This is a genomic window from Diaphorobacter limosus (assembly GCF_033100095.1).
GTDB classification, from domain to species: Bacteria; Pseudomonadota; Gammaproteobacteria; order Burkholderiales; family Burkholderiaceae_C; genus Alicycliphilus; species Alicycliphilus limosus.
This window is the reverse complement of sequence record NZ_CP136921.1, coordinates 1500985-1523445: the sequence shown is the minus strand read 5'-3', so window position 1 is coordinate 1523445 and position 22461 is coordinate 1500985. Positions and strand designations below refer to the sequence as shown.

At 65.8% G+C, this 22461-nt stretch carries 19 protein-coding genes; 9 read left to right on the top strand and 10 right to left on the bottom strand.

Features of this window, described 5'->3' with window-relative positions:
* Positions 1–156: 156 nt before the first annotated feature.
* From P4826_RS07355 to P4826_RS07345, 3 genes are read left to right on the top strand one after another with little or no spacing between them, the layout of a single operon-like run.
* Positions 157–723 (top strand): cytochrome b, encoded by a 567-nt coding sequence (locus P4826_RS07355; protein WP_317703203.1) that lies wholly within the window; start codon positions 157–159, stop codon positions 721–723.
* Between the two features lie 47 nt (positions 724–770).
* The gene (locus P4826_RS07350; RefSeq protein WP_317703202.1) at positions 771–1343 is read left to right on the top strand and encodes a YceI family protein; all 573 of its coding nucleotides are present in this window, start codon (positions 771–773) and stop codon (positions 1341–1343) included.
* 51 nt (positions 1344–1394) lie between these two features.
* A complete protein-coding gene (locus tag P4826_RS07345; protein ID WP_317703201.1) occupies positions 1395–1967 on the top strand; it encodes a YceI family protein in 573 nt (190 codons plus the stop codon).
* A gap of 78 nt (positions 1968–2045) precedes the next feature.
* Here the strand turns inward: P4826_RS07345 and P4826_RS07340 are convergent, their stop codons facing one another.
* The 7 genes from P4826_RS07340 to P4826_RS07310 form a co-directional block, all read right to left on the bottom strand.
* Positions 2046–4355 (bottom strand): NADP-dependent malic enzyme, encoded by a 2310-nt coding sequence (locus tag P4826_RS07340; protein ID WP_317703200.1) that lies wholly within the window; start codon positions 4353–4355, stop codon positions 2046–2048.
* A 186-nt stretch (positions 4356–4541) separates the two neighbouring features.
* Positions 4542–6029, bottom strand: coding sequence for a nucleobase:cation symporter-2 family protein (locus tag P4826_RS07335; RefSeq protein ID WP_317703199.1), 1488 nt, complete (start codon positions 6027–6029; stop codon positions 4542–4544).
* Between the two features lie 242 nt (positions 6030–6271).
* Complete coding sequence (locus P4826_RS07330) at positions 6272–7525, bottom strand: M20 family metallopeptidase (RefSeq protein WP_317703198.1); 1254 nt, start codon at positions 7523–7525, stop codon at positions 6272–6274.
* A gap of 14 nt (positions 7526–7539) precedes the next feature.
* Positions 7540–9312, bottom strand: coding sequence for a 2-oxo-4-hydroxy-4-carboxy-5-ureidoimidazoline decarboxylase (uraD, locus tag P4826_RS07325; RefSeq protein ID WP_317703197.1), 1773 nt, complete (start codon positions 9310–9312; stop codon positions 7540–7542).
* 63 nt (positions 9313–9375) lie between these two features.
* A complete protein-coding gene (gene puuE / locus P4826_RS07320) occupies positions 9376–10326 on the bottom strand; it encodes an allantoinase PuuE (RefSeq protein ID WP_317703196.1) in 951 nt (316 codons plus the stop codon).
* Between the two features lie 23 nt (positions 10327–10349).
* Positions 10350–11018, bottom strand: a complete 669-nt coding sequence (locus P4826_RS07315; protein WP_317703195.1) for a GntR family transcriptional regulator — start codon at positions 11016–11018, stop codon at positions 10350–10352.
* A 55-nt stretch (positions 11019–11073) separates the two neighbouring features.
* Positions 11074–11988 carry a LysR family transcriptional regulator gene (locus P4826_RS07310; protein WP_317703194.1) on the bottom strand — a complete coding sequence of 305 codons (915 nt, stop codon included), beginning with the start codon at positions 11986–11988 and terminating at the stop codon, positions 11074–11076.
* Between the two features lie 125 nt (positions 11989–12113).
* Here P4826_RS07310 and P4826_RS07305 point away from each other — a divergent pair, with 125 nt between their 5' ends.
* From P4826_RS07305 to P4826_RS07295, 3 genes are all read left to right on the top strand, one after another.
* Positions 12114–13214 carry a tartrate dehydrogenase gene (locus P4826_RS07305; protein WP_317703193.1) on the top strand — a complete coding sequence of 367 codons (1101 nt, stop codon included), beginning with the start codon at positions 12114–12116 and terminating at the stop codon, positions 13212–13214.
* A gap of 35 nt (positions 13215–13249) precedes the next feature.
* Positions 13250–14230 (top strand): Bug family tripartite tricarboxylate transporter substrate binding protein, encoded by a 981-nt coding sequence (locus tag P4826_RS07300; protein WP_317703192.1) that lies wholly within the window; start codon positions 13250–13252, stop codon positions 14228–14230.
* 79 nt (positions 14231–14309) lie between these two features.
* Positions 14310–15632, top strand: a complete 1323-nt coding sequence (locus tag P4826_RS07295; protein WP_317703191.1) for a glycerate kinase type-2 family protein — start codon at positions 14310–14312, stop codon at positions 15630–15632.
* Between the two features lie 36 nt (positions 15633–15668).
* Here the strand turns inward: P4826_RS07295 and P4826_RS07290 are convergent, their stop codons facing one another.
* The 3 genes from P4826_RS07290 to P4826_RS07280 all read right to left on the bottom strand — a co-directional run bounded on the left by P4826_RS07290 (position 15669) and on the right by P4826_RS07280 (position 18736).
* Entirely contained in the window at positions 15669–17351 is a 1683-nt protein-coding gene (locus tag P4826_RS07290) for a cation acetate symporter (protein WP_317703190.1), read from the bottom strand.
* A complete protein-coding gene (locus P4826_RS07285) occupies positions 17348–17668 on the bottom strand; it encodes a DUF485 domain-containing protein (RefSeq protein ID WP_317703189.1) in 321 nt (106 codons plus the stop codon). The genes P4826_RS07290 and P4826_RS07285 overlap by 4 nt, the downstream gene beginning before the upstream one ends.
* 150 nt (positions 17669–17818) lie before the next feature.
* Positions 17819–18736: a LysR family transcriptional regulator gene (locus P4826_RS07280; protein ID WP_317703188.1), complete on the bottom strand. Its 918-nt coding sequence runs from the start codon at positions 18734–18736 to the stop codon at positions 17819–17821.
* Positions 18737–18844: 108 nt separating this feature from the next.
* Between P4826_RS07280 and gcl the strand changes: the two genes are divergently transcribed.
* From gcl to P4826_RS07265, 3 genes are read left to right on the top strand one after another with little or no spacing between them, the layout of a single operon-like run.
* The gene (gene gcl / locus P4826_RS07275; RefSeq protein WP_317703187.1) at positions 18845–20635 is read left to right on the top strand and encodes a glyoxylate carboligase; all 1791 of its coding nucleotides are present in this window, start codon (positions 18845–18847) and stop codon (positions 20633–20635) included.
* A gap of 26 nt (positions 20636–20661) precedes the next feature.
* The gene (gene hyi / locus P4826_RS07270; RefSeq protein ID WP_317703186.1) at positions 20662–21462 is read left to right on the top strand and encodes a hydroxypyruvate isomerase; all 801 of its coding nucleotides are present in this window, start codon (positions 20662–20664) and stop codon (positions 21460–21462) included.
* Between the two features lie 54 nt (positions 21463–21516).
* Complete coding sequence (locus tag P4826_RS07265) at positions 21517–22431, top strand: 2-hydroxy-3-oxopropionate reductase (RefSeq protein ID WP_317703185.1); 915 nt, start codon at positions 21517–21519, stop codon at positions 22429–22431.
* Positions 22432–22461 lie beyond the last annotated feature (30 nt).

Here is a 22461-nt window from a genome sequence, read left to right as displayed (position 1 = left end):
AGCCCTGGATGTTCATAAAATTTGAACTAAAACAACAATTCGATTGAAACCAGGCGCATTGGTCGCCCCCTAAACTTCATAAGTCATTGATTTTTGAACCCTTGAAGGGGCAATGGCACAAAAGACCGACGATCCAGTTTCTTGTACGCATATTCCATGAGCCCTGTTACTACGCAACGCCCCGCACGCTATGGTGCCCCTGCTATCGCCCTGCATTGGGTGCTGGGGCTGGCCATCGTGGTCATGCTGGTCGCGGGCTGGTACATGACCGGGCTGCCGTTTTCGCCGCAGCGCCTCAAGCTTTACAACTGGCACAAGTGGGCGGGCATGGCGGTGCTGGCCTTGTCGGTGCTGCGCCTGGTGTGGCGTTTCATTCGCAGACCGCCCGCGCTGCCCGCAGACATGCAGGCGGCCATGCCGCGCTGGCAGCAGCGGGCACAACACGGTACGCACCACCTGATGTACGGCTTGTTCTTCATCGTCCCCTTGCTGGGTTGGGCATATAGCTCCGCGGCGGGTTTTCCGATTGTGTTTCTGGGCTGGCTGCCGTTGCCCGACTTTGTGCCCGTCAGCCCTGAATTGGCAGATGCCCTCAAGCCCTTGCATGGGTTGGCTGCCTATGCATTGGCGTTGCTGGTGGTGCTCCATGTGGCGGCGGCCGTGAAGCATCACTTCATTGACCGTGACGGCTTGATGGCACGCATGCTGCCTGGCCGCGGCTGATGCCCGCCTTCATCCAATAACGCACACAGGATTTTTGAATGACAACCATGGTTTTTTCCCGACACATGGCCTGGGCCCTGGCTGGCGCGGCCTGCCTGGCCACTGGCCCCGCTCTCGCTCAGCAAAAACTGATAGCCGAGAACAGCGAAATCGCCTTTGTCAGCAAGCAAATGGGCGTTCCCGTCGAGGGCCGGTTCAAGAAATTCGACGCACAGGTGGCGTTCGACCCTGCCAAGCCGGCAACGAGCAAGGTGGCTTTCACGGTGGATACCAGTAGCGCCACATTGGGTGTGCGTGAGACGGATGCCGAACTGCCGAAGGCCGTCTGGTTCAATGTGCCCAAGTTCCCTCAGGCCACCTTCGAGTCCACTGCCATCAAGGCGGTGGGCGCTGGCAGGTACGAGGTGGCGGGCAAGCTCAGCATCAAGGGGGCGGTGCATGATGTGCTGGTGCCCGTCACATTGACCCAGGCCGGTGGCAACACCACGGCCGCCGGCAGCTTTGTCATCAAGCGCCTGGCTTTCAAAATTGGCGAAAACGAATGGGCGGATACGTCCATGGTGGCCGATGACGTCCAGGTCAAATTCAAGCTGGCCTTGACCGGCGTGCCGAAACTTTGATTGCGACTTTTTCTCAACACGACTGTTCAAACAACTCTGGAGTACCGATTCATGCGTTCTGCCTTCCTCACCATTGCCGCTGCTGCATTGACCGCCACCGCCGTGCATGCCGAGCCTGCGACCTATGCCATTGACCCGACGCACACCTTTGCCACCTTTGAGATCGGGCACTTTGGCGCCAGCGTGAACCGCGGCCGCTTCGACAAGAAGGAGGGTTCGGTGCAGTTCGACAAGGCTGGCCGGGTGGGCAAGGTGGAGCTGACGTTCCACATCAACTCCATCAATACCGGCACGGCGCAGTTCGACAAACACCTGCAGAGTGCCGAAATTTTTGATGCCGCCAAGTTCCCCACGGCGCAGTTCGTCGGTGACAAGTTCACCTATGAGGGCGACAAGCTCACGGCTGTCTCGGGCAACCTGACGATCAAGGGCAAGACCCAGCCCGTGACCTTCAAGGCCAATCAGTTCGCCTGCTACGACAGCCCCATGCTCAAGCGCGAGGTTTGCGGTGGCGACTTTGAAACCACGATAGATCGCACGGCCTTTGGCGCGGACTATGGCGTGCAGTACGGTTTTCCGAAGAATGTGCGCATCGTGGCGCAGATCGAGGCCATCAAGCAGTAAGTACGGGATTGAGACCGCCTGAAAAAAAGGGCTGGCGCCGCGAGTGGCGCCAGCCCTTTTTGTTGTCAGTAATGGAGCTTACTGATTGCGCGTGGCGCTGTTGACCACGGCCAGGGCGGTCATGTTCAGCACGCGGCGCACGGTGGCAGCGGGCGTGAGGATATGGGCCGACGCTGAGGTGCCCATGAGCACGGGGCCCACGGTCACGCCACCGCTGGTCGTGGTTTTGAGTACGTTGTAGAGAATGTTGGCCGCGTCGATGTTCGGGCAGACCAGCAGGTTCGCTGGGGCGGTGAGCGTGGAATCCTGCAAGTAGGTGTTGCGCACCTTGGGCTCCAGCGCCGCGTCGCCGTGCAGTTCGCCATCGCATTCGATGTCGGGATGGCGCGCCACGAACAGGTCGCGCGCGGCGCGCATCTTGCGTGCCGAGGCACGCTTGGACGAGCCAAAGCTGGAGTGCGACAGGAATGCCACCTTCGGCGGGATGCCAAAGCGCTGCACCTCCTGCACGGCGGCCCAGGCGATGTCGGCCAGCTCCTCGGCGGTGGGGTCTTCGTTGACGTAGGTGTCGGTGATGAACAGTGTTCCGTTGTTGGGAGTCATCAGCGCGTTCAGCGCCGCGTATTGTTTGGCGTCCGGGGAGTGGCCCAGGATGTGGTGGATGCGCTCCAGATGCGTCTCGTAGGTGCCGACCAGGCCGCAGATCATGGCATCGGCGTCGCCCAGCTTCACCATCAGCGAGGCGATGATGGTGTTGGAGCGGCGCACGGCGGCCTTGGCCATCTCGGGCGTGGCGCCGTCGCGCTTCATGAGCTGGTAGTAGGTTTCCCAGTACTGGCGAAAGCGCGGGTCGTCCGAGGGGTCGCACACTTCCACATCCTTGCCAGGCTCCATGCGCAGGCCGGCCTTGGCGATGCGCGCGGCAATCACCGCCGGGCGACCGATGAGGATGGGGTGGGCCACGTTGTCGTCAATGGCGAACTGGGCGGCGCGCAGCGCGCGCTCGTCCTCGCCATCGGCGTAGGCAACGCGTTTTTGTGCCTTGGGCAGGGACTTGGCGGCATTGAACACCGGGCGCATCAGCATGCCGGTCTGGTAGACAAAGCGCGTCAGGCTGCTCCTGTAGGCATCCATGTCGGTGATGGGGCGGGAGGCCACACCGGACTCGAGCGCCGCCTGGGCCACGGCGGGGGCGATCTTCAGGATCAGGCGCGAGTCGAATGGCGTGGGGATCAGGTAGTCGGGGCCGAAGGCCAGCTCCTTGCCGGCGTAGGCGTTGGCGACTTCTTCGCTGATGTTTTCCTTGGCCAGCGCGGCGATCTGGCGCACGCAGGCGAGCTTCATGGCCTCGGTGATCTTGGTCGCGCCGCAGTCCAGTGCGCCGCGGAAGATGTAGGGGAAGCACAGGACGTTGTTGACCTGGTTGGGGTAGTCCGAGCGGCCGGTGGCGATGATGCAGTCGGGGCGTACGGCCTTGGCCAGCTCGGGACGGATCTCGGGCTCGGGATTGGCCAGTGCCAGGATGATGGGCTTGTCGGCCATGGTCTTGACCATCTCGGCGGTGAGCACGCCGGGGGCCGAGCAGCCCAGGAATACATCGGCGCCGTTGACCACATCGGCCAGGGTGCGCGCCTCGGTCTTTTGCGCGTAGCGCGCCTTGGAGGCATCCATGCCGCCGGGGCGGCCCTCGTAGATCACGCCCTTGGAATCGACCATGAAGACATGCTCGCGCTTCACACCCAGGCCCACCATCACGTCCACGCAGGCAATGGCCGCCGCGCCGGCGCCCGAGACGGCTACCTTGACCTGGTCGATCTGCTTGCCGACCAGCTCCAGGCCGTTGAGCAGGGCGCTGCTGGAGATGATGGCCGTGCCATGCTGGTCGTCATGGAACACGGGGATGTTCATGCGCTTGGACAGCTCCTGCTCGATGTAGAAGCATTCCGGCGCCTTGATGTCCTCCAGGTTGATCCCGCCCAGCGTGGGCTCCAGCGCGGCGACGATCTCGATGATCTTGTCCGGGTCGCGCGCGTCGAGCTCGATGTCGAACACATCCACGCCGGCGAACTTCTTGAACAGACAGCCCTTGCCTTCCATGACCGGCTTGCCGGCCAGCGGGCCTATGTCGCCCAGGCCCAGCACGGCCGTACCGTTGGTGATCACGCCCACCAGGTTGCCGCGCGAGGTGTAGTCAAACGCCTTGCTCGGGTCGGCCTGGATGTCCAGGCAGGGATAGGCCACGCCGGGCGAATAGGCCAGCGACAGGTCGCGCTGGTTGGACAGCGGCTTGGTAGGGGTGACGGAAATCTTGCCCTTGCTGGGGTTGCGGTGGTATTCCAGGGCGGCTTCGCGCAAGGCGACTTCGGCGGCGGACAGTGGCTGGTTCATACGAAATCCAATCAGTAGCAAAGGGACGGCGAATACGGGGCGAACAAGCTTACTGCAAGCGCGCCGGTATCGGCGGTGATTCACGGGTAAATAGTGCGCGACGCGGCGGTCGGCTCATACGCGCTGCGCGGGGCTCCGGGCCCCGCGCTGCATGGCCCTGTGCGGGCCGGGGCTGGCGTTGGGCGGTCAGTGCGCCTCGGCCTGCTTGGCGGCCTCGATGGCGGCGCGGGCGTCATGCTTGGCGCCATTGAAGAACACGTTCAGCGCCACGGCGGCCAGCGAGGACAGCAGGATGCCGGACTCGATCAGCGGGTGGATGGAATGCGGCATCCACTGGCGGAAGTTGGGCGCCACCAGCGGGATCATGCCCACGCCGATGGAGACGGCAACGATCATGGCGTTGTTGCGGTTGTGCTGGAAGTCCACCTTGGACAGGATGCGTATGCCGGTGGCGGCGACCATGCCGAACATCACCAGGCCGGCGCCGCCGAGCACCACGGTGGGCAGGGATTCGACCAGCGCCGCCATCTTGGGCAGCACGCCGAGAATGATCAGGATCACGCCACCGGCCACGCAGACCCAGCGGCTCTTGACGCCGGTGACCGCCACCAGGCCCACGTTCTGCGAGAAGCTGGTGTAGGGGAAGGTGTTGAAGATGCCGCCGATCAGTGTGCCCAGGCCATCGGTGCGCAGGCCGCGCTTGAGGTCTTCCTGCGAGATTTCCTTGTCGGTCATCTCGCCCAGGGCCAGGAACATGCCGGTGGATTCGATCATGACCACGATCATCACCAGGGTCATGGTCAGGATCAGGATGGGGTCGAAGACCGGCATGGCGATCTGGAACGGCAGCACGATGTCGAACCACTGCGCCTTGCCCACCTTGTCAAAGTTCATCAGGCCCATGGCAGCGGTGAGCACCCCGCCCACGGCAATGCCCAGCAGCACCGAGATATTGGCCCAGAAGCCCTTGCCAAAGCGGGCGACGAGCAAGATGGTCAACAGCACGATGCCCGAGATGCCCACGCCCGTCAGGTCGGCGTACTTGGGGTTGGGAATGGTGGGCACGATGGCAAAGCCCTTGGGCACGGGAGCCAGGGACGAGCCCGGCGCGCCGGCGGCGGCCTGGGCCTCGGCCAGCCATTTCAGGTGTTCCGGGTTGGGCACGGAGGGCGCAGTGGGGCCGACCGGGTTGCCAAAGATCCAGTTGATGCCGACGCGCATCAGGCTGATGCCGATGACCGCGATGATGGTGCCGGTGACCACCGGCGGAAAGAAGCGCAGCATGCGGCTCATCATGGGCGCGATCAATATCGAGATCACGCCCGCGCCGATCACCGCGCCAAAGATCAAGCCCGCCCCGGCCTGGCCGCCAGTGGTCTGCGCCATCGACACCATGGGGGCGACGGCGGCAAAGGTCACGCCCATCATCACCGGCAGCTTGATGCCGAACCACTGCGTGGCGCCCCAGGCCTGGATCAGCGTGACCAGGCCGCAGACGAACAGGTCGGCCGAGATCAGCAGCGCCACCTGTTCGGGCGGCAGGTTCAGCGCGCGGCCGACGATCAGCGGCACGGCGACGGCGCCGGCATACATCACCAGCACATGTTGCAAACCCAGGGCCGTGAGGCGACCCAGGGGTAATGTCTCATCGACGGGGTGGACTGCGGTGGTCATGGGGGGCTGTCTCCAGGAATATGGGCGGGCTCAAGGGCTGATGGATGTGCTTGCATACGCGCGCGTCAGGTGGCAAGCGCTTTCGTATGGAAAAAGTGTATACACCCTATAAGCATTGTTGATTCGGTAGTAACCCGAAAGGCCGGCGTTCAAACCCCGGCTGTAGCTGCGGAGGGCACGGTTTGTTGCAACAAAAAAGCCCGCTGCAGCAGCGGGCTGGGTGATTGCGGATGGATAGCTGATCAGGCCATCAAGTCATGCAGCGCCCGTGCCACGACCTTGGTGGCGCGGCGCAGGTCTTCCAGCTGTACGCGCTCGTCGGCCCGCTTGGCGTGGCTCTCCAGCACGGTGCGCGGGCCGGCGCCGTAGATCACGCCGGGAATGCCGCGCTCCACGTACAGGCGCACGTCGGTGTACAGCGGCGTGCCCACGGCGGCGGGCTTTTCGCCAAACACCGCCTCGCCATGCTTCTGGATGGCGTCCACCAGCGGCGCGTTGCCGGGCAGCGGCGTCATGGCGTTGGCCAGCAGGATGCGCCTGATGTCGGTGCGCACGGCGTCCTGGCCCTGGTAGTCGCGCTGCTGGTTGAAGTCCTGCACCGCCTTGGCGATGACGGCGTGGATGCTGGCCTCGACCTCGGCCGGGTTTTCCTCGGGGATCATGCGGCGGTCGATCTTCAGCACCACCTTGCCGGGAATCACGTTGGTGTTGGTGCCGCCCTCGATGCGGCCGATGTTCAGGTAGGGGTGCTTGATGCCGGCGACCTTGGACGTGACCTGCTGGTACTTCACGTTCTCGGCGTACAGCGCATTCATGATGGCCGTGGCGCCCTGCAGCGCGTCGACGCCCGTGTGCGGCACCGCGGCGTGGGCCATCTTGCCGTGCACCGTGACTTCCATCTGCAGGCAGCCGTTGTGTGCGGTGACGACCTCGTAGCTGAAGCCTGCGGCGATCATCAGGTCCGGCTTGGTCAGGCCTTGCTCCAGCAGCCAGCCGGGGCCGAGCAGGCCGCCAAACTCCTCGTCGTAGGTGAAGTGCAGCTCGATCGTGCCCTTGGTGGGCCTGGCCACGGCCTCGAGCGCGCGCACGGCGAAGGTGAAGGTGGAGAAGTCGCTCTTGCTCACGGCGGTGGCGCGGCCGTACATGGCGCCATCGACAATCTCGGCGCCGTAGGGGTCGTGGCTCCAGCCCTCGCCCGGGGGCACCACGTCGCCATGGGCGTTCAGCGCCACGGTGCGGCCACCGTTGCCGTAGGGGCGGCGCACGATGAGATTGGTGATCGACTCCATGCCATAGGCCTGCACCTCGGCCTGGGGCACGGCATGTTTCTCGGCCTCGAAGCCGTAGTCTTTGATGAGTTCGGCGGTGCGTTCGGCGTGCGGCGCGTTGTTGCCCGGTGGCGTGTCGGTGGGCACGCGCACCAGGGCCTGCAGGAACTGCACCTGCTCGTCGAAATGCTGGTCTATCCAGGCGTCCAGTTGTTGGTAGTTGCTCATGGGGACTGCATTCTTCAGGCCTCTTGGGCCAGTTGGTTCAAGACATGGCTGAAGGCATCGACGGCCAGCTGCATGTCGTCGCTGGTCGTCGCCTCCAGCGGGTTGTGGCTGATGCCGCTGTTGATGCCGCGCGTGAACAGCATGGCCTGGGGCATGAGCTCGTGCAGCTTCATGGCGTCATGGCCGGCGCCGCTGGGCATGCGATACAGCGGCACGCCCAGGGCGGCGACGGCCTTTTCCCAGCGCTGCTGCCACTCGGGCGCGCTGGGCGCGGCGGCCGCGCGCATGGTTTCCTCCAGGCTGTAATGCACGAAGCGGCGCGCGCAGATGGCCTGCAGCTCGGCCTCTATGTCGTGCACCAGGCGGTCGCGCTGCGCGTTGGTGGGTGCGCGCAGATCCAGGCTGAAGCGGCAGCGCCCCGGCACCACGTTGATGGAGCCGCTGGGCACCTCCAGCTGGCCCACGGTGCCGACGCTGTCGCCGTCCTGGGCGGCGCGCTTTTCCACGTAGAGAATCAATTCGGCCACCGCGGCGGCGGCGTCGCGGCGCCGATCCATGGGCGTGGTGCCGGCGTGGCTGGCCATGCCGCACACCTCGCCGACGAAGCGCACGCTGCCGTTGATGGAGGTGACCACGCCCAGCGGGATGTCCAGCTCGTTGAGCACCGGGCCCTGCTCGATATGCACCTCGACAAAACCCAGGTAGTTGGCGGCCTCGCGCTTCAGCTTGGGGATGTCGTCCACGCACAGGCCGGCGTGCTGCATGGCCTGGCGCATGGTGATGCCGTCGGCGTCCTTCTGCTCCAGCCATTCGGCGCGGAAGTCGCCAACCAGCGCGCCCGAGCCCAGGAAGGTGGCCTTGTAGCGCTGGCCTTCTTCCTCGGCAAAGCCCACCACCTCGATGCCGAAGGGCAGGCGGCGGCCGGCGCGGTGCAGCTCGCGCACGCAGGCCATGGGCACGAAGATGCCGAGGCGCCCGTCGTACTTGCCGCCGTTCCTCACGGTGTCGTAGTGCGATCCGGTGAGCAGGTATTTGGCATCGGGCTGGGCGCCGTGGTAGCGGCCCACCACGTTGCCCACGGCGTCGATCTCGACCTCGTCGAAGCCGCAATCGCGCATCCAGTGGCTGATGCGCTGGGCGCAGGCGCGGTGCGCGTCGGTCAGGTAGGTGACGGTCAGCTGGCCCTTCTCGGCGTAGCCCGGGTCGCTGTGCGTGCTGAGTTTTTCCTGCCAGTCCCAGACATCGTTGCCCAGCGTGGGGGCAAAGCCGAACTTGTCGTTCAGGCGGATCTCGACGATGCGGTGGATGTTGCGCAGCGCCTCGGCCAGCTCGAAATCGACCGGGTTCTCCAGCCGGCGCGCAAAGGTGTCGATGATTTCCTGCTTCGGCAAGCCTAGGCCGCGCGGGCCGCGCACGGCCAGGATGAAGGGGAAGCCGTGGCGCGCGTTGTAGTCGCTGTTGAGCTGCTGGATGCGGGCGAACTCTTCGGGCGTGCAGTCGGTCAGGCCGGCCTTGCTTTGCTCGTTGGTCGATTCCGCCGTCAGCGTCTTGCTGACCATGGCCTTGCCCGCCAGCTCCGGGTGGGCGCGCACCAGGGCCAGCTGCGCCTCGCGCGGGGCGGCGGCCAGCACCCGCACCATGGCGTGCTTGAGATGGGCGAGCGACGTGAAGGGGCGCTGCGCCAGCGCCTGCTCGGCGATCCAGGGCGTGTGCTCGTACAGGCCGTCGAGCATTTGCGTGGCCTCGGGCAAGGGCGCGCGGTTCAGTTGTTCCAGGGTCAAAGCCACGGTGTATCCTATTAAAATGATAGCTGTCAGCGCTTGATGGATAAGCGCTAGAGCCTGTTTTCTTTACAAAATTGGTGCGGGAAAGCGCTCTTTCCAGTGGCGCGCGATGTCGATGCGCCGGCAGATCCAGACCTTGTTGTGGCCCTGGATATGGTCCAGAAAGCGCTGCAGCGCGGTGATGCGTCCGGGCTTGCCCAGCAGGCGGCAGTGCATGCCTATGCTCATCATCTTGGGCGCGTTGTCGCCGGCCGGGTCGCCTTCGGCATACAGGGCGTCGAAGCTGTCCTTCATGTACTGAAAGAACGGGTCGGCGTGCGAGTAGCCCTGGGGCAGCGCAAAGCGCATGTCGTTCACGTCCAGCGTGTAGGGCACGATGAGCTGGTGCGCGGCGCTGCCGTCGGTCTTCTGGACCTTCATCCAGAACGGCAGGTCGTCGCCGTAGTAGTCGCTGTCGTACTCGAAGCCGCCATGGTCGGCCACCAGGCGGCGCGTGCGCGGGCTGTCGCGGCCCGTGTACCAGCCCAGCGGGCGGCTGCCGGTCAGACCCTGGATGATCTGCATGGCCTCCGCCATGTGGGCGCGCTCCACCTCCTCGGGCACGCCCTGGTAGTGGATCCATTTGAGGCCATGGCAGGCGATCTCGTGGCCCAGCTCGGTGAACGCGGCCGTCACATCGCGGTGTCTTTGCAGCGCCGTGGCGACGCCAAAGACGGTGAGCGGCAGGCCGCGGCGCTCGAACTCGCGCAGGATGCGCCACACGCCGGCACGCGAGCCGTATTCGTAGATGCCCTCCATGCTCATGTGGCGCTCGGGGTAGGCGGCCGGGTTGAACATTTCGGACAAAAACTGCTCGCTGGCGGCGTCGCCATGCAGCACGCAGTTCTCGCCGCCTTCCTCGTAGTTGAGGACAAACTGCACGGCCACGCGCGCCTGGCCCGGCCACTGGGGCTGCGGGGGCGTGCGGCCGTAGCCGATCAGGTCGCGGGGGTAGGGGGCAGTGGCGTCGTAGGTCATGGTGTTGGAGCGTGCTGCAGTTCTCAGGCAGAAAGGGCCATGGAAAGGTCGCTGGTCGGAACGTCGCGGTCGAAGGTCAGGCCCGCCTCGACGTTGTCCAGGTGCTGGCGCATGAGCTGCACGGCATGGTCGGCGTTGCCGCCGGCCAGCGCCTCGACGATGTCGGCATGCTCGTCGTGCGAATGCTCGGCGGCCACGTTGGACTGGTACATCAGCGTGATCAGGGCGCAGCGTGAGATCAGTTCGCCCAGCAGCTGGGCCAGCACCTCGTTGCCCATGAGCTCGGCCATGCGCACATGAAAGTCGCCCAGCAGCTCGGTGCGCTGGCCTACGTCCTCGCGCTCCATGGCCTTTTTCTCGGCGGCCACATGCTGGCGCAGGCTGCGGATCTTGGCCGGCGTGCTCTGGGCCATGAAGGCGCGCACCATCTCGGCCTCCAGCATGCGGCGCACGGCGAATACCTGGCGCGCCTCAGCCACCGAGGGCGTGGCCACGAATGCGCCGCGCGCCGGCTCCAGCTTGATGAGCCGGTTTTGCGACAGTTGGAACAAGGCCTGGCGCACCAGCGTGCGCGAGACGCCAAAGTGATCCGCCAGCTTTTGCTCGGCCAGCTTGGTGCCGGGCAACAGGCGGTGCTCCACGATGGCGCGGGTCAGGTTCTCGACGATGAAACTGGTGGTGGAGGTTTCCATGCGCACCATCTTAGCGGCGGAACACTGGTTTGTATACAGTTTTTGTGAACCGTATTTAGAACTTTGGCGCCGACTCGCTGAAATGCTGTGCCAGGAACTCCACGAAGGAGCGTACTCGCGCGGTGGCGGCATGTCGCTGCGGGTATACGGCGTGGATGTCGGCCGGCGGCGTTTGCCAGTCCTGCAGCACCTGAACCAGTCGCCCGCTGCGCAGGTAGCGGGCGATGTCCCACTCGGCGCGCATCACGAGCCCCAAGCCCGCCAGTGCCCAGTTCACCGCGATCTCGCCGTCGTTGGTGCTCAGGTGGTTGCGCAGCTTGATGGATTCCAGCCTGTGTGGCCCCACGAAGCGCCAGACGCCGTAGGCATCATCGCCCTGGCGTATGTCAATGCAATCGTGCTGCTGCAGATCCGCCGGTCGGGCGGGCATGCCCCGGCGGGCCAGGTAGGCGGGGGCGGCGCACAGCAGTCGCCGGTTGGGGGCGATGCGCCGCGCGATGACGCGGGCATCGGGCGGCTCGCCGAAACGGATGCACACGTCGAACGCGTCGTCCGCCAGCGGCGGTGGCTGCACAGAAAGCTGCAGCTGTAGCTGGATCTGCGGATGGCTCTGCACGAAGGCCGGCACCAGCGGCGCAACATGGCTGCGCCCGAAACCCAGCGTGGCGTTCACGCGCAGCAGCCCCTGGGGCTCCGACTGCATGTCGGCCACGAGCTGCTCCATGGCGTCGATTTCCGCCAGGATGCGGCGCGCGTGCTGTAGGTAGGTCTCCCCCTCGGCCGTCAAATGCAATCGTCGCGTGGTGCGGCTGACGAGCTGCACACCTAGGCGCGATTCCATCTGCGCGAGGCGCTTGCTGGCCGCGGCGGTACTGATGCCCTGTTCGCGCGCGGTGGCCGACAGGCTTGCACAGCGCGCCAGCAGGCTGAAGAAGGCCATCTCCGAAGGGGCGGTCGAAGGGGTGCTCATTGTTGAATGAAAGTGAACAATGGCATTACTTTAGCGGCATTCGAGGCCTGCCTTCCATGGATAGATTCGGGGTTCATGCCACGGCATCGCGTGGCCCGGATTTCTACCAAGGAGCGAGCATTCCCATGAGCAAGACCTATCGCATTGCCTGCATTCCCGGCGACGGCATTGGCAAGGAAGTCATTCCCGCAGGCCAGTCCGTGCTACAGGCCCTGGCCGCATCGCAGCCCGGCCTGGGCTTCGAGTTCACTAGCTACGGCTGGGGCGGCGACTGGTACCGCGCGCACGGCGAGATGATGCCCACCGATGGCCTGAACGAGCTCAAGAACCAGGACGCCATCCTGTTCGGATCGGCGGGCGACCCGCACATTCCCGACCACATCACGCTGTGGGGCCTGCGCCTGAAGATCTGCCAGGGCTTCGATCAGTACGCCAACGTGCGGCCCACGCGCATCCTGCCGGGCATCGACGCGCCGCTCAAGCGCTGCGGCCCCCAGGATCTGGACTGGGTCATCGTGCGCGAGAACTCGGAGGGCGAATACGCCGGCGTGGGCGGCCGCGTGCACCAGGGCCACCCGCTGGAGGCGGCCACCGACGTGAGCATGATGACCCGCGCCGGGGTGGAGCGCATCATGCGCTTTGCCTTCCGCTTGGCAGAGTCGCGTCCGCGCAAGCTGCTCACCGTCATCACCAAGAGCAACGCCCAGCGCCACGCCATGGTGATGTGGGACGAGATCGCCGCGCAGATCGGCCAGGAGTTCCCCGATGTGCAGTGGGACAAGGAGCTGGTGGACGCCGCCACCGCGCGCATGGTCAACCGCCCGGCCACGCTGGACACCATAGTCGCCACCAACCTGCACGCCGATATCCTGAGCGACCTGGCCGCGGCGTTGGCCGGCAGCCTCGGGATCGCGCCCACCGGCAACATCGACCCCGAGCGCCGCTACCCCAGCATGTTCGAGCCCATCCACGGCTCGGCCTTCGACATCATGGGCAAGGGCCTGGCCAATCCCGTGGGCACGTTCTGGAGCTGCGTGATGCTGCTGGAGCACCTGGGCGAGCAGGCCGCCGCGCAGCGCCTGATGTGCGCGGTGGAGCAGGTGACGGCCGACCCGGCTCTGCACACGGGCGACCTGGGCGGCAGGGCCACCACGCGCCAGGTGACGGACGCGGTCTGCCGCTATCTGGCGTCGAGCGCCGTGGCTTCAAGCGCAGTGGTGGCCTGAATCCCCACCGTGACAACACCATAAGGAGACACACCATGACGCATTGGAGTAAACGCGCCCTGCTGGGCACCCTGGCCGCAGCCGCAGCGGGGCTGGCATTGCCATCTGCCTGGGCGCAGGTCTGGCCAAGCCGGCCGGTGAGCATCATCGTGCCGTTCCCGGCCGGCGGCACGACCGACGTGCTGGCGCGCGCGCTAGGACAGGAGCTGTCCAAGACCCTGGGCCAGCCCGTGGTGGTGGAAAACAAGCCTGGAGCCGGCGCCACGCTGGGCGCGGACTACGTGGCCAAGGCCAAGCCCGATGGCTACACCTTGCTCATGGGCGCGGTGCACCACACCATCGCCACCAGCGTCTATCGCAAGCTGGGCTACGACTTCGAGAAGGACCTGACCCCCATCACCACCGTGGCCCTGGTTCCCAACGTGCTGGTCGTGAACCCGCAACTGCCCGCCAAGACCGTGCAGGAGCTGCTGGCGCTCGCCAAGGCCCAGCCCGGCAAGCTCACCTACGGCTCCAACGGCACGGGCACGGGCCAGCACCTGATAGGCGCGCAGTTCGAGGGCATGGGCGGCGTTGAGCTGTTGCACGTGCCCTACAAAGGCAGCGGTCCGCTGACCACCGACCTGCTGGGCGGACAGATCAGCATGTCGTTCGACACCGTCACGCCGGTGCTGCCCCACATCAAGGCCGGCAAGCTGCGCGCGCTGGCCGTGACCACGGCCAGGCGCTCGGTGGCGCTGCCCGATGTGCCCACGCTCGACGAGGCGGGCCTCAAGGGCTTCGACATGGGCACTTGGTTCGGCATGCTTGCGCCCGCGGGCACGCCCAGGGAGGTGGTGACACGCCTGAATGCGGACATGGTCAGGATCATCCACTCGCCCGAGTTCCGCAAGAAGATGGACGACATAGGCGCTGACGCCATCGGTAACACGCCCGAGCAGATGGCGCGGCAGATTAGGGATGACACGGCGCGCTTCGCCAAACTAGTCAAGGACGCCAAGGTATCGCTGGATTGAGGGCGAAGCAGTTTTGACTTGCCTGCAGGGTTTGCGCGGAATGCGTGCTTCGATAATGTCCGGCAGGAGACACAACGCCATGACCGCGACACCGTACACGCCCATCGCAAACCCCCAGGTCTTTCTGCTCGACCTGTACCGCGTGGCGGTGCAGCGCGCACAGCCGCTGCACAGCATGGGGCAGCATCTGCCGCCGGTTCCGAAGGGCCGTACCGTGGTGCTGGGCGCCGGCAAGGCCGGCGGTTCGATGTGCCAGGCGCTTGAAGCGCTGTGGCCGCAGGAGGCGCCGCTGTCCGGCCTGGTGGTTACGCGCTACCACCATATTCCGCCGCGCCCCGAGGGGCTGGCGCAGCGTATCGAACTCGTTGAGGCCGCTCACCCCGTGCCGGATGCCGCCGGCTTGCTGGCTGCCGAGCGCATGCTGGCGCTGACGCAAGGGCTGACCGAGGACGATCTGGTGCTGTGCCTGATCTCTGGCGGCGGCTCGGCCCTCTTGACCCTGCCGGCCGAGGGTCTGGATCTGGCAGAGAAGCAGCGCATCAACCAGGCCTTGCTGGAAAGCGGCGCCGCCATTGGCGAGATGAACTGTGTGCGCAAGCATCTCTCGCGCATCAAGGGCGGCCGCCTGGCCGCCGCCTGCCACCCGGCCCGGGTGGTCACGCTGACCATCAGCGACGTGCCGGGCGACGACCCCTCCATCATCGCCAGCGGGCCCACGGTGGCCGATGCCTCAACCTGCGCCGACGCGCTGGCAATTCTGCAGCGCTACCAAATTGCCGTGCCCGATGCCGTGCGCGCCGCGCTGCAGGCTGGCGCGCTGGAAACCCCGAAGCCCGGTGACGCGCGCTTTGCCGGTCACCAGGTGCACCTGATCGCCACGCCCCAGCAGTCACTGCAGGCCGCGGCCCGGGCGGCGCAGGCCGCGGGCATTGCGGCGCATATCCTGTCCGACGAGATCGAGGGCGAGTCGCGCGAGGTGGGCAAGGTGCATGCGGCGCTGGCGCGCGCCGTGGCCCGGCGCGATGAGCCGTTTGCGCGGCCCTGCGTGATTCTTTCGGGCGGGGAAACCACGGTCACGATACGCCCCAGGCAGCCCGGCGCCGCCAAGGGGCGCGGCGGGCGTGCCGGCGAGTTCTGCCTGGGCCTGGCCCAGGCGCTGCAGGGGCAGGAGGGTGTCTGGGCGCTGGCGGCCGACACCGACGGCATAGACGGCGTGGAGGACAACGCGGGCGCCCGCGTGGCACCCGACACCCTGGCGCGCGCGGCACAAAACGGCCAGCGCATCGGCGACCACCTGGATCGCAACGATGCCTATGGCTTTTTCGAACCTCTGGGCGATCTGGTGTTCACCGGGCCTACGAACACCAATGTGAACGACTTTCGCGCCATCCTGGTGTTGTAGGCGCCCAGGGACGCTTGCCGTCCCCGGGCTGCTTCATCAGTGTGCAGCGGCGCTGGCGGCGCCCACGCCGGTCTGCGCGCGCACGTACTGGTCATCAAATGCCGCACGCTCCTTGTCGGCCTGGGCGCTGCTGTCCAGCCTGGAGAAGACATAGATCGCCAGGAAGGCCAGCGGCATGGCAAACAGCGCCGGCTGGGTGTAGGGGAAGAGCGCGGCCTTGTTGCCCAGCACATCCACCCACACCGACTTGGAGAACAGCACGAACAGCACCGAGCTGATGAGACCCGTGTAGCCGCCCACCAGCGCGCCGCGCGTGGTCAGGCCCTTCCAGTACATGGACATCAGCAGGACGGGGAAGTTGGCGCAGGAGGCCACGCCAAAGGCCAGCGCCACCATGAAGGCCACGTTCATCTTCTCGAACGCCATGCCCAGCAGCACGGCGACCACGCCCAGGCCCAGGGTGGCCATCTTGGAGACGCGGATTTCCTTGGCCTCGCTCGCCTGGCCCTTCATGATCACGCGGGCATACAGGTCGTGCGAGATGGCCGAGGCACCTGCCAGCGCCAGGCCCGCCACCACCGCCAGGATGGTGGCAAAGGCCACGGCCGACAAAAAGCCCAGCAGCAGGTTGCCGCCCGCGGCCTTGGCCAGGTGCAGGGCCACCATGTTGCCGCCGCCAATCAGCTTGCCGCCGACCACGCCGCCCTCGAAGAAGTCGGGATTGGTGCCCACCAGCACGATGGCGCACAGGCCCATGATGGCGATCACGTTGAAGAAGAAGGCGATGATGCCGGAGGCATAGAACACCGACTTGCGCGCCTCCTGCGCGTTGGTCACGGTGAAGAAGCGCATCAGGATATGCGGCAGGCCGGCGATGCCGAACATCAGGCCCAGGCCCATGGACAGGGCCGTCACCGGGTCGGCCAGCAGCTTGCCGGGCGAGAGCATGTTGGCGCCCAGCTTGTGCACCTCCATGGTCTTGGTCAGCAGGGTGTCCAGGCTGAAGCCGAACTGGGAGAAGGCCAGCAGCATGATGGCCGTGCCGCCCGCCAGCAGCATGCAGGCCTTGATGATCTGCACCCAGGTGGTGGCGACCATGCCGCCGAAGATCACATACACCATCATCAGCACGCCGACGACCACCAGGGCCACGTTGTAGTCCAGGCCGAACAGCAGCTTGATGAGCTGGCCGGCGCCGACCATCTGCGCCACCAGGTAAAAGCACACCACGGTCAGCGAGCTGACGGCCGCCATGGTGCGCACCGGGCCCTGGGAGAGGCGGTAGGCGGTGATGTCGGCAAAGGTGAACTTGCCCAGGTTGCGCAGGCGCTCGGCCATCAAGAACAAAATGATGGGCCAGCCGACGAAGAAGGCCACCATGTAGATGTAGCCATCGACACCGTCGCCATAGATCATGGCCGTCAGGCCCAGCAGCGTGGCCGCCGACATGAAGTCGCCGGCAATCGCCAGGCCGTTTTGCTTGCCGGTGATGCCGCCGCCGGCGGTGTAGAAGTCGGACGCCGACTTGGAGCGGCCGGCCGCCCAGTAGGTGATGCCCAGCGTCATCAGCACGAAGACGAAGAACATGCCAATGGCGTGCCAGTTCAGCGGCTGCTTTTGTGTGGCGCCCAGGTCCGGGGCGGCGATGGCCAGTGCCGGCAGCAGCAAGGACAGGGCCGCAGCGCTGCGGCAGGCGAGAGAAATAGGGCGCTGTATCATGCTGTCTTCCTCATGGCGTCGGCGACGATCTGGGCGTTGCGCGCATCAAAGTCGCTGTTGGCGCGGCGCACATAGACCCAGGTCAGGGCGCAGAAGAACACAAACTGGGTAAAGCCCAGGGCAATGCCCAGCGTCAGATTGCTGCCCTCGAACAGGCGCAGCGCAATCACTTGCGGCTGGAAGGCCACCAGCAGCACAAAGCCAAAGAACACGGCAATCACCAGCAAGGCCAGCGTCGTGGCAAAGCGCGCCCGCTCGCGCACCAACTGCGCGTAGCGCGGGTCGCGCTTGATGTTTTCATACAAGGGGTTGGACATAAACCTGACTCCATCAATGGCATCGGCTGCGCACGAAATTGTGCAGTGCAGCATTGACGCGCGGATTCTAGGAAGCACGCCTGTAGCAAGACTTACAACGCAGTGGACTGGTAGGAGAACGAGTGGGGCGCGCTTGTGTAGTCCCAGGTGTCATCCGCCCTTGGGCAGTTGTTCCCACCAGGTGCTACCGAAGCGTCCCTGCAGGAAGGCGATGAAGGCCTGCACCTTCTGCGGCACCAGGCGTGGCGAGGGGTAGACGGCGTGAATCTCCTGCTCGGGCAGGCGGCAGGTCTTGAGCACCTCGACCACGCGTCCCGCCGCCAGCGAGTCATGGGCCACATACCAGGGCAGGGCGGCGATGCCCATGTGCGCGCGTGCCGCGGCCAGCAGGGCCGAGAGATTGTTCGAGCGCAGTCGTCCGCTGACGGGCACGGATACCGCCTCGCCGCTGGCATTGCGCAGGCGCCAGACGTCATTGCCCTGCACGCTGCTGTAGATCAGCGTGGCGTGCTCCTTCAGATCCGAGGGGCGGCGCGGCGTGCCGTGCTTCTTCAGGTAGTGGGGCGAGGCCACCAGCACCCAGGGGTTCACGCCCAGGGTGCGTGCGCCCAGCGTGGAGTCGGCCAGTTTGCCCAGGCGCAGCGCCACGTCTATCCCGTTGGCCACCAGGTCGGTGTAGCGGTCCTCGAAGCTCAGGTCCACCTCGACCTGGGGGTTGTGCTGCATGAAGTCGAGCGCCAGCGGGATCACCACGCGCCGCCCGAAGGCCACCGAGCTGCCTATGCGCAGCTGGCCCTGCACCTGGTGCTGGCGCACCTGGACCACGTTCTCGGCCTCGGCCACGTCGCTGACGATGGCCTTGCATTTCTCGTAGTACAGCGTGCCCGGCTCGGTCAGGCTCACGCCGCGCGTGTTGCGGTTCAAAAGGCGCACCTTGAGCCGCGCCTCCATGGCCGCGACCTGCTTGGTCACGGTGGGCTGGGTGGTGGCGAATTCGCGTGCCACCTGGGTAAAGCTGCCGGTCTCCACCACCCGCACAAACATGTGCATGGCGTCCAGTCTGTCCATTGCATCTTCCTTGTTTATTCCAACACGGAATAAATTCTATGGTCTCCCGTGGCCTTCCGCCATGGTGCCGGTTTGCCTAAAGTTGCACCCACTTCAAGGAGATAGGCCATGGCCAAAATGAAAGCGATCGAAGCCGCCGTCAAGGTGCTCGAAAAAGAGGGTGTCAGCGTCACGTTCGGCGTGCCCGGTGCCGCCATCAATCCGTTGTACGCGGCGATGAGGGAGCATGGCGGCATAGGCCATATCCTGGCGCGGCATGTGGAAGGCGCCAGCCACATGGCCGAGGGCTATACCCGTGCCGTGGCCGGCAACATCGGCGTCTGCATAGGCACCAGCGGCCCGGCCGGCACCGACATGATCACCGGCCTGTACTCGGCCAGCGCGGACTCGATTCCCATCCTGTGCATCACCGGCCAGGCGCCGCGTGCCCGCCTGCACAAGGAGGACTTCCAGGCGGTGGACATCGCCACGATCGCCAAGCCGGTCACCAAGTGGGCCACCACGGTGCTGGAGCCGGCCCAGGTGCCGCGCGCCTTCCAGCAGGCCTTTCATTTGATGCGCTCGGGCCGCCCCGGCCCGGTGCTGATCGACCTGCCCATCGACGTGCAGCTGGCCGAGATCGAATTCGACATCGACACCTACGAGCCGCTGCCCGCCTACAAGCCGGCCGCATCGCGCAAGCAAGCCGAGAAGGCGATTGCCATGCTCAACGCATCCGAGCGTCCGCTCATCGTCTCGGGCGGCGGCGTGATCAACGCCGATGCATCCGAGCTGCTGGTCGAGCTGGCCGAAATCCTGAATGTGCCGGTGATCCCCACGCTGATGGGTTGGGGCAGCATCCCCGACGACCACCCGCTGATGGCCGGTATGTGCGGCCTGCAGACCAGCCACCGCTATGGCAACGCCACCATGCTGGCGTCGGACTTCGTGTTCGGCATCGGCAACCGCTGGGCCAACCGCCACACGGGCTCGGTCGAGGTCTACACCAAGGGCCGCAAGTTCGTGCACGTGGACATCGAGCCCACGCAGATCGGCCGCGTGTTCGCGCCCGACTATGGCATCGTCTCCGACGCCGGGGCCGCCCTGGAGCAGTTCGTCGCCGTGGCCAAGGAGTGGAAGGCCGCCGGCAAGCTCAAGGATCGCGGCAGCTGGGTGGCCGAATGCCAGGGCCGCAAGAACAGCGTGGACTACCTGCGCAAGACCCACTACGACGACGTGCCGATGAAGCCGCACCGCGTCTACCAGTGCATGAACCGCAACCTGCCCAAGGACACGACCTATGTCTCCACCATAGGCCTGTCGCAGATTGCCGGCGCCCAGTTTCTGCATGTCTACCAGCCACGCCACTGGATCAACTGCGGCCAGGCCGGCCCGCTGGGCTGGACCACGCCGGCCGCCTTGGGCGTGCGCGTGGCCGACCCGACGCGCAAGATCGTGGCCCTGTCGGGCGACTACGACTTCCAGTTCATGATCGAGGAGCTGGCCGTGGGCGCGCAGTTCAAGCTGCCCTATGTGCATGTGCTGGTCAACAACAGCTATCTGGGCCTGATCCGCCAGTCGCAGCGCGCCTTCTCCATGGACTACTGCGTGCAGCTGGCGTTTGACAATATCAACATGGAAGAGGGCGAGGCCGCGCGCGGCTACGGCGTGGACCATGTGAAGGTGGTCGAGGGCCTGGGCTGCAAGGCGATTCGCGTGCACCGCCCCGAGGACTTTGCCGCCGCCATGACCCAGGCCGAGGCCTGGATGGCCGAGCACCAGACGCCCGTGGTCATCGAATGCATCCTGGAACGGGTGACGAATATCTCCATGGGTGCCGAGATCGACAATGTGGTCGAGTTCGAGGAGCTGGCCCTGAGCGGCGCCGACGTGCCCAGCGCGCTGGCCATGCTCGATTGACGTATTTTTTTGACTGGAGACCCGATATGCCCCGTTTTGCCGCCAACCTCAGCATGCTGTTCACCGAGGTGCCCTTCCTCGATCGCTTCGAGCGCGCCGCCCAGGCCGGTTTTGAAGCCGTGGAGTTCCTCTTCCCCTACGCCCACACGGTCGAGGAGATCAAGGAGCGCCTGGATGCCACCGGCCTGCAGATCGTGCTGCACAACCTGCCCGCGGGCGACTGGGATGCCGGCGAGCGCGGCATCGCCTGCGACCCGCAGCGCGTGGATGAATTCCGTGCCGGCGTGGCCAAGGCCGTGAGCTATGCCCACGCCCTGGGCGTGCCGCAGCTCAACTGCCTGGCCGGCAAGGCCCCGGCCGGCGTGGACGCCGCCGTGCTGCGCCGTACCTTTGTCGAGAACCTGCGCTTTGCCGCCGCCGCGCTGAAGATGGCCAAGCTGCGCCTGCTGATCGAGCCCATCAACCCCTTCGACATTCCGGGCTTCTACCTGAACCGCACGGATCAGGCGATTGCCATCCTCGACGAGGTGGGCGCCGACAACGCCTTCGTGCAGTACGACATCTACCACGCCCAGCGCGTGGAGGGCGAGCTGGCCGCCACGCTGCAGAAGAACCTGGCGCGCATCGCCCATGTGCAGCTGGCCGACAACCCCGGCCGCAACGAGCCGGGCACGGGCGAGATCAACTACCCCTTCCTGTTCGCGCACCTCGACCGCATCGGTTACGCCGGCTGGGTGGGCTGCGAGTACAAGCCCGCCCAGGGTACCGAGGCCGGCCTGGGGTGGCTGGAAAAATTGGCAGGAAAAAAGGCTCTAGCGCCCGCCTGATAAGCGCAAGCAGCTATATATTTTGATTATTCCAAGAGACAAGGAGAAAACCACATGACCTCATCCCCCCTCAAGCTCGGTTTCATCGGCCTGGGCATCATGGGCGCGCCCATGTGTGGCCACCTGATCGCCGCCGGCCACCAGCTGTTCATCCACACCCGCAGCAAGCTGCCCGCGGCGCTGGCCGAGAGCAGCGCCACGCAATGCACCACGGCGCGCGGCGTGGCCGAGCGCGCCGACATCGTCTTTCTGATGCTGCCCGACACCCCTGACGTGGAGGCCGTGCTGTTCGCCGAGGATGGCGTGGCGGCGGGCCTGAAGGGCAGCGCGGCCAAGGTGGTGGTGGACATGTCCTCCATCTCCCCCGTGGCCACCAAGGATTTCGCCAAGCGCATCGAGGCCGTGGGCGCGCAGTACCTGGACGCCCCGGTCTCGGGCGGCGAGGTGGGCGCCAAGAACGCCACCCTGTCCATCATGGTTGGCGGGCCCGATGCCGTGTTCGAGCGCGTCAAGCCGCTGTTCGAGAAGATGGGCAAGAACATCACCCTGGTCGGCGGCAATGGCGACGGCCAGACCGCCAAGGTGGCCAACCAGATCATCGTCGCCCTGAACATCGAGGCCGTGGCCGAGGCGCTGCTGTTTGCGTCCCGCGCCGGCGCGGACCCGGCGCGCGTGCGCGAGGCCCTGCTGGGCGGCTTTGCCTCGTCCAAGATCCTGGAGGTGCATGCCGAGCGCATGATCAAGCGCACCTTTGATCCGGGCTTCCGCATCGCCCTGCACCAGAAGGACCTGAACCTGGCCCTGTCCAGCGCGCGCCAGCTCGGCGTCTCGCTGCCCAACACGGCCCAGGCGCAGGAGCTGTTCAACAGCTGCGTGGCCCATGGCGGCGCGGCCTGGGACCATTCCGGCATGGTGCGCGCTTTGGAGAAGATGGCGAATTTCGAGGTCGGCCAGAAGGCGCCGGCCTGATTCCCAACTGACGCAAAAAAAGGCCGCGCC

Excerpts from the sequence above, each read along its gene's own strand:
- P4826_RS07310 (WP_317703194.1), bottom strand. The coding sequence starts at position 11,988 with ATGAGCACCCCTTCGACCGCCCCTTCGGAGATGGCCTTCTTCAGCCTG.
- P4826_RS07290 (WP_317703190.1), bottom strand. The coding sequence starts at position 17,351 with ATGATACAGCGCCCTATTTCTCTCGCCTGCCGCAGCGCTGCGGCCCTG.
- P4826_RS07300 (WP_317703192.1), top strand. The coding sequence starts at position 13,250 with ATGACGCATTGGAGTAAACGCGCCCTGCTGGGCACCCTGGCCGCAGCC.
- P4826_RS07355 (WP_317703203.1), top strand. The coding sequence starts at position 157 with ATGAGCCCTGTTACTACGCAACGCCCCGCACGCTATGGTGCCCCTGCT.
- P4826_RS07350 (WP_317703202.1), top strand. The coding sequence starts at position 771 with ATGGTTTTTTCCCGACACATGGCCTGGGCCCTGGCTGGCGCGGCCTGC.
- P4826_RS07315 (WP_317703195.1), bottom strand. The coding sequence starts at position 11,018 with ATGGAAACCTCCACCACCAGTTTCATCGTCGAGAACCTGACCCGCGCC.
- P4826_RS07335 (WP_317703199.1), bottom strand. The coding sequence starts at position 6,029 with ATGACCACCGCAGTCCACCCCGTCGATGAGACATTACCCCTGGGTCGC.
- P4826_RS07295 (WP_317703191.1), top strand. The coding sequence starts at position 14,310 with ATGACCGCGACACCGTACACGCCCATCGCAAACCCCCAGGTCTTTCTG.
- hyi (WP_317703186.1), top strand. The coding sequence starts at position 20,662 with ATGCCCCGTTTTGCCGCCAACCTCAGCATGCTGTTCACCGAGGTGCCC.
- P4826_RS07345 (WP_317703201.1), top strand. The coding sequence starts at position 1,395 with ATGCGTTCTGCCTTCCTCACCATTGCCGCTGCTGCATTGACCGCCACC.
- gcl (WP_317703187.1), top strand. The coding sequence starts at position 18,845 with ATGGCCAAAATGAAAGCGATCGAAGCCGCCGTCAAGGTGCTCGAAAAA.
- P4826_RS07340 (WP_317703200.1), bottom strand. The coding sequence starts at position 4,355 with ATGAACCAGCCACTGTCCGCCGCCGAAGTCGCCTTGCGCGAAGCCGCC.
- P4826_RS07330 (WP_317703198.1), bottom strand. The coding sequence starts at position 7,525 with ATGAGCAACTACCAACAACTGGACGCCTGGATAGACCAGCATTTCGAC.
- P4826_RS07305 (WP_317703193.1), top strand. The coding sequence starts at position 12,114 with ATGAGCAAGACCTATCGCATTGCCTGCATTCCCGGCGACGGCATTGGC.
- P4826_RS07280 (WP_317703188.1), bottom strand. The coding sequence starts at position 18,736 with ATGGACAGACTGGACGCCATGCACATGTTTGTGCGGGTGGTGGAGACC.
- P4826_RS07265 (WP_317703185.1), top strand. The coding sequence starts at position 21,517 with ATGACCTCATCCCCCCTCAAGCTCGGTTTCATCGGCCTGGGCATCATG.
- puuE (WP_317703196.1), bottom strand. The coding sequence starts at position 10,326 with ATGACCTACGACGCCACTGCCCCCTACCCCCGCGACCTGATCGGCTAC.
- P4826_RS07285 (WP_317703189.1), bottom strand. The coding sequence starts at position 17,668 with ATGTCCAACCCCTTGTATGAAAACATCAAGCGCGACCCGCGCTACGCG.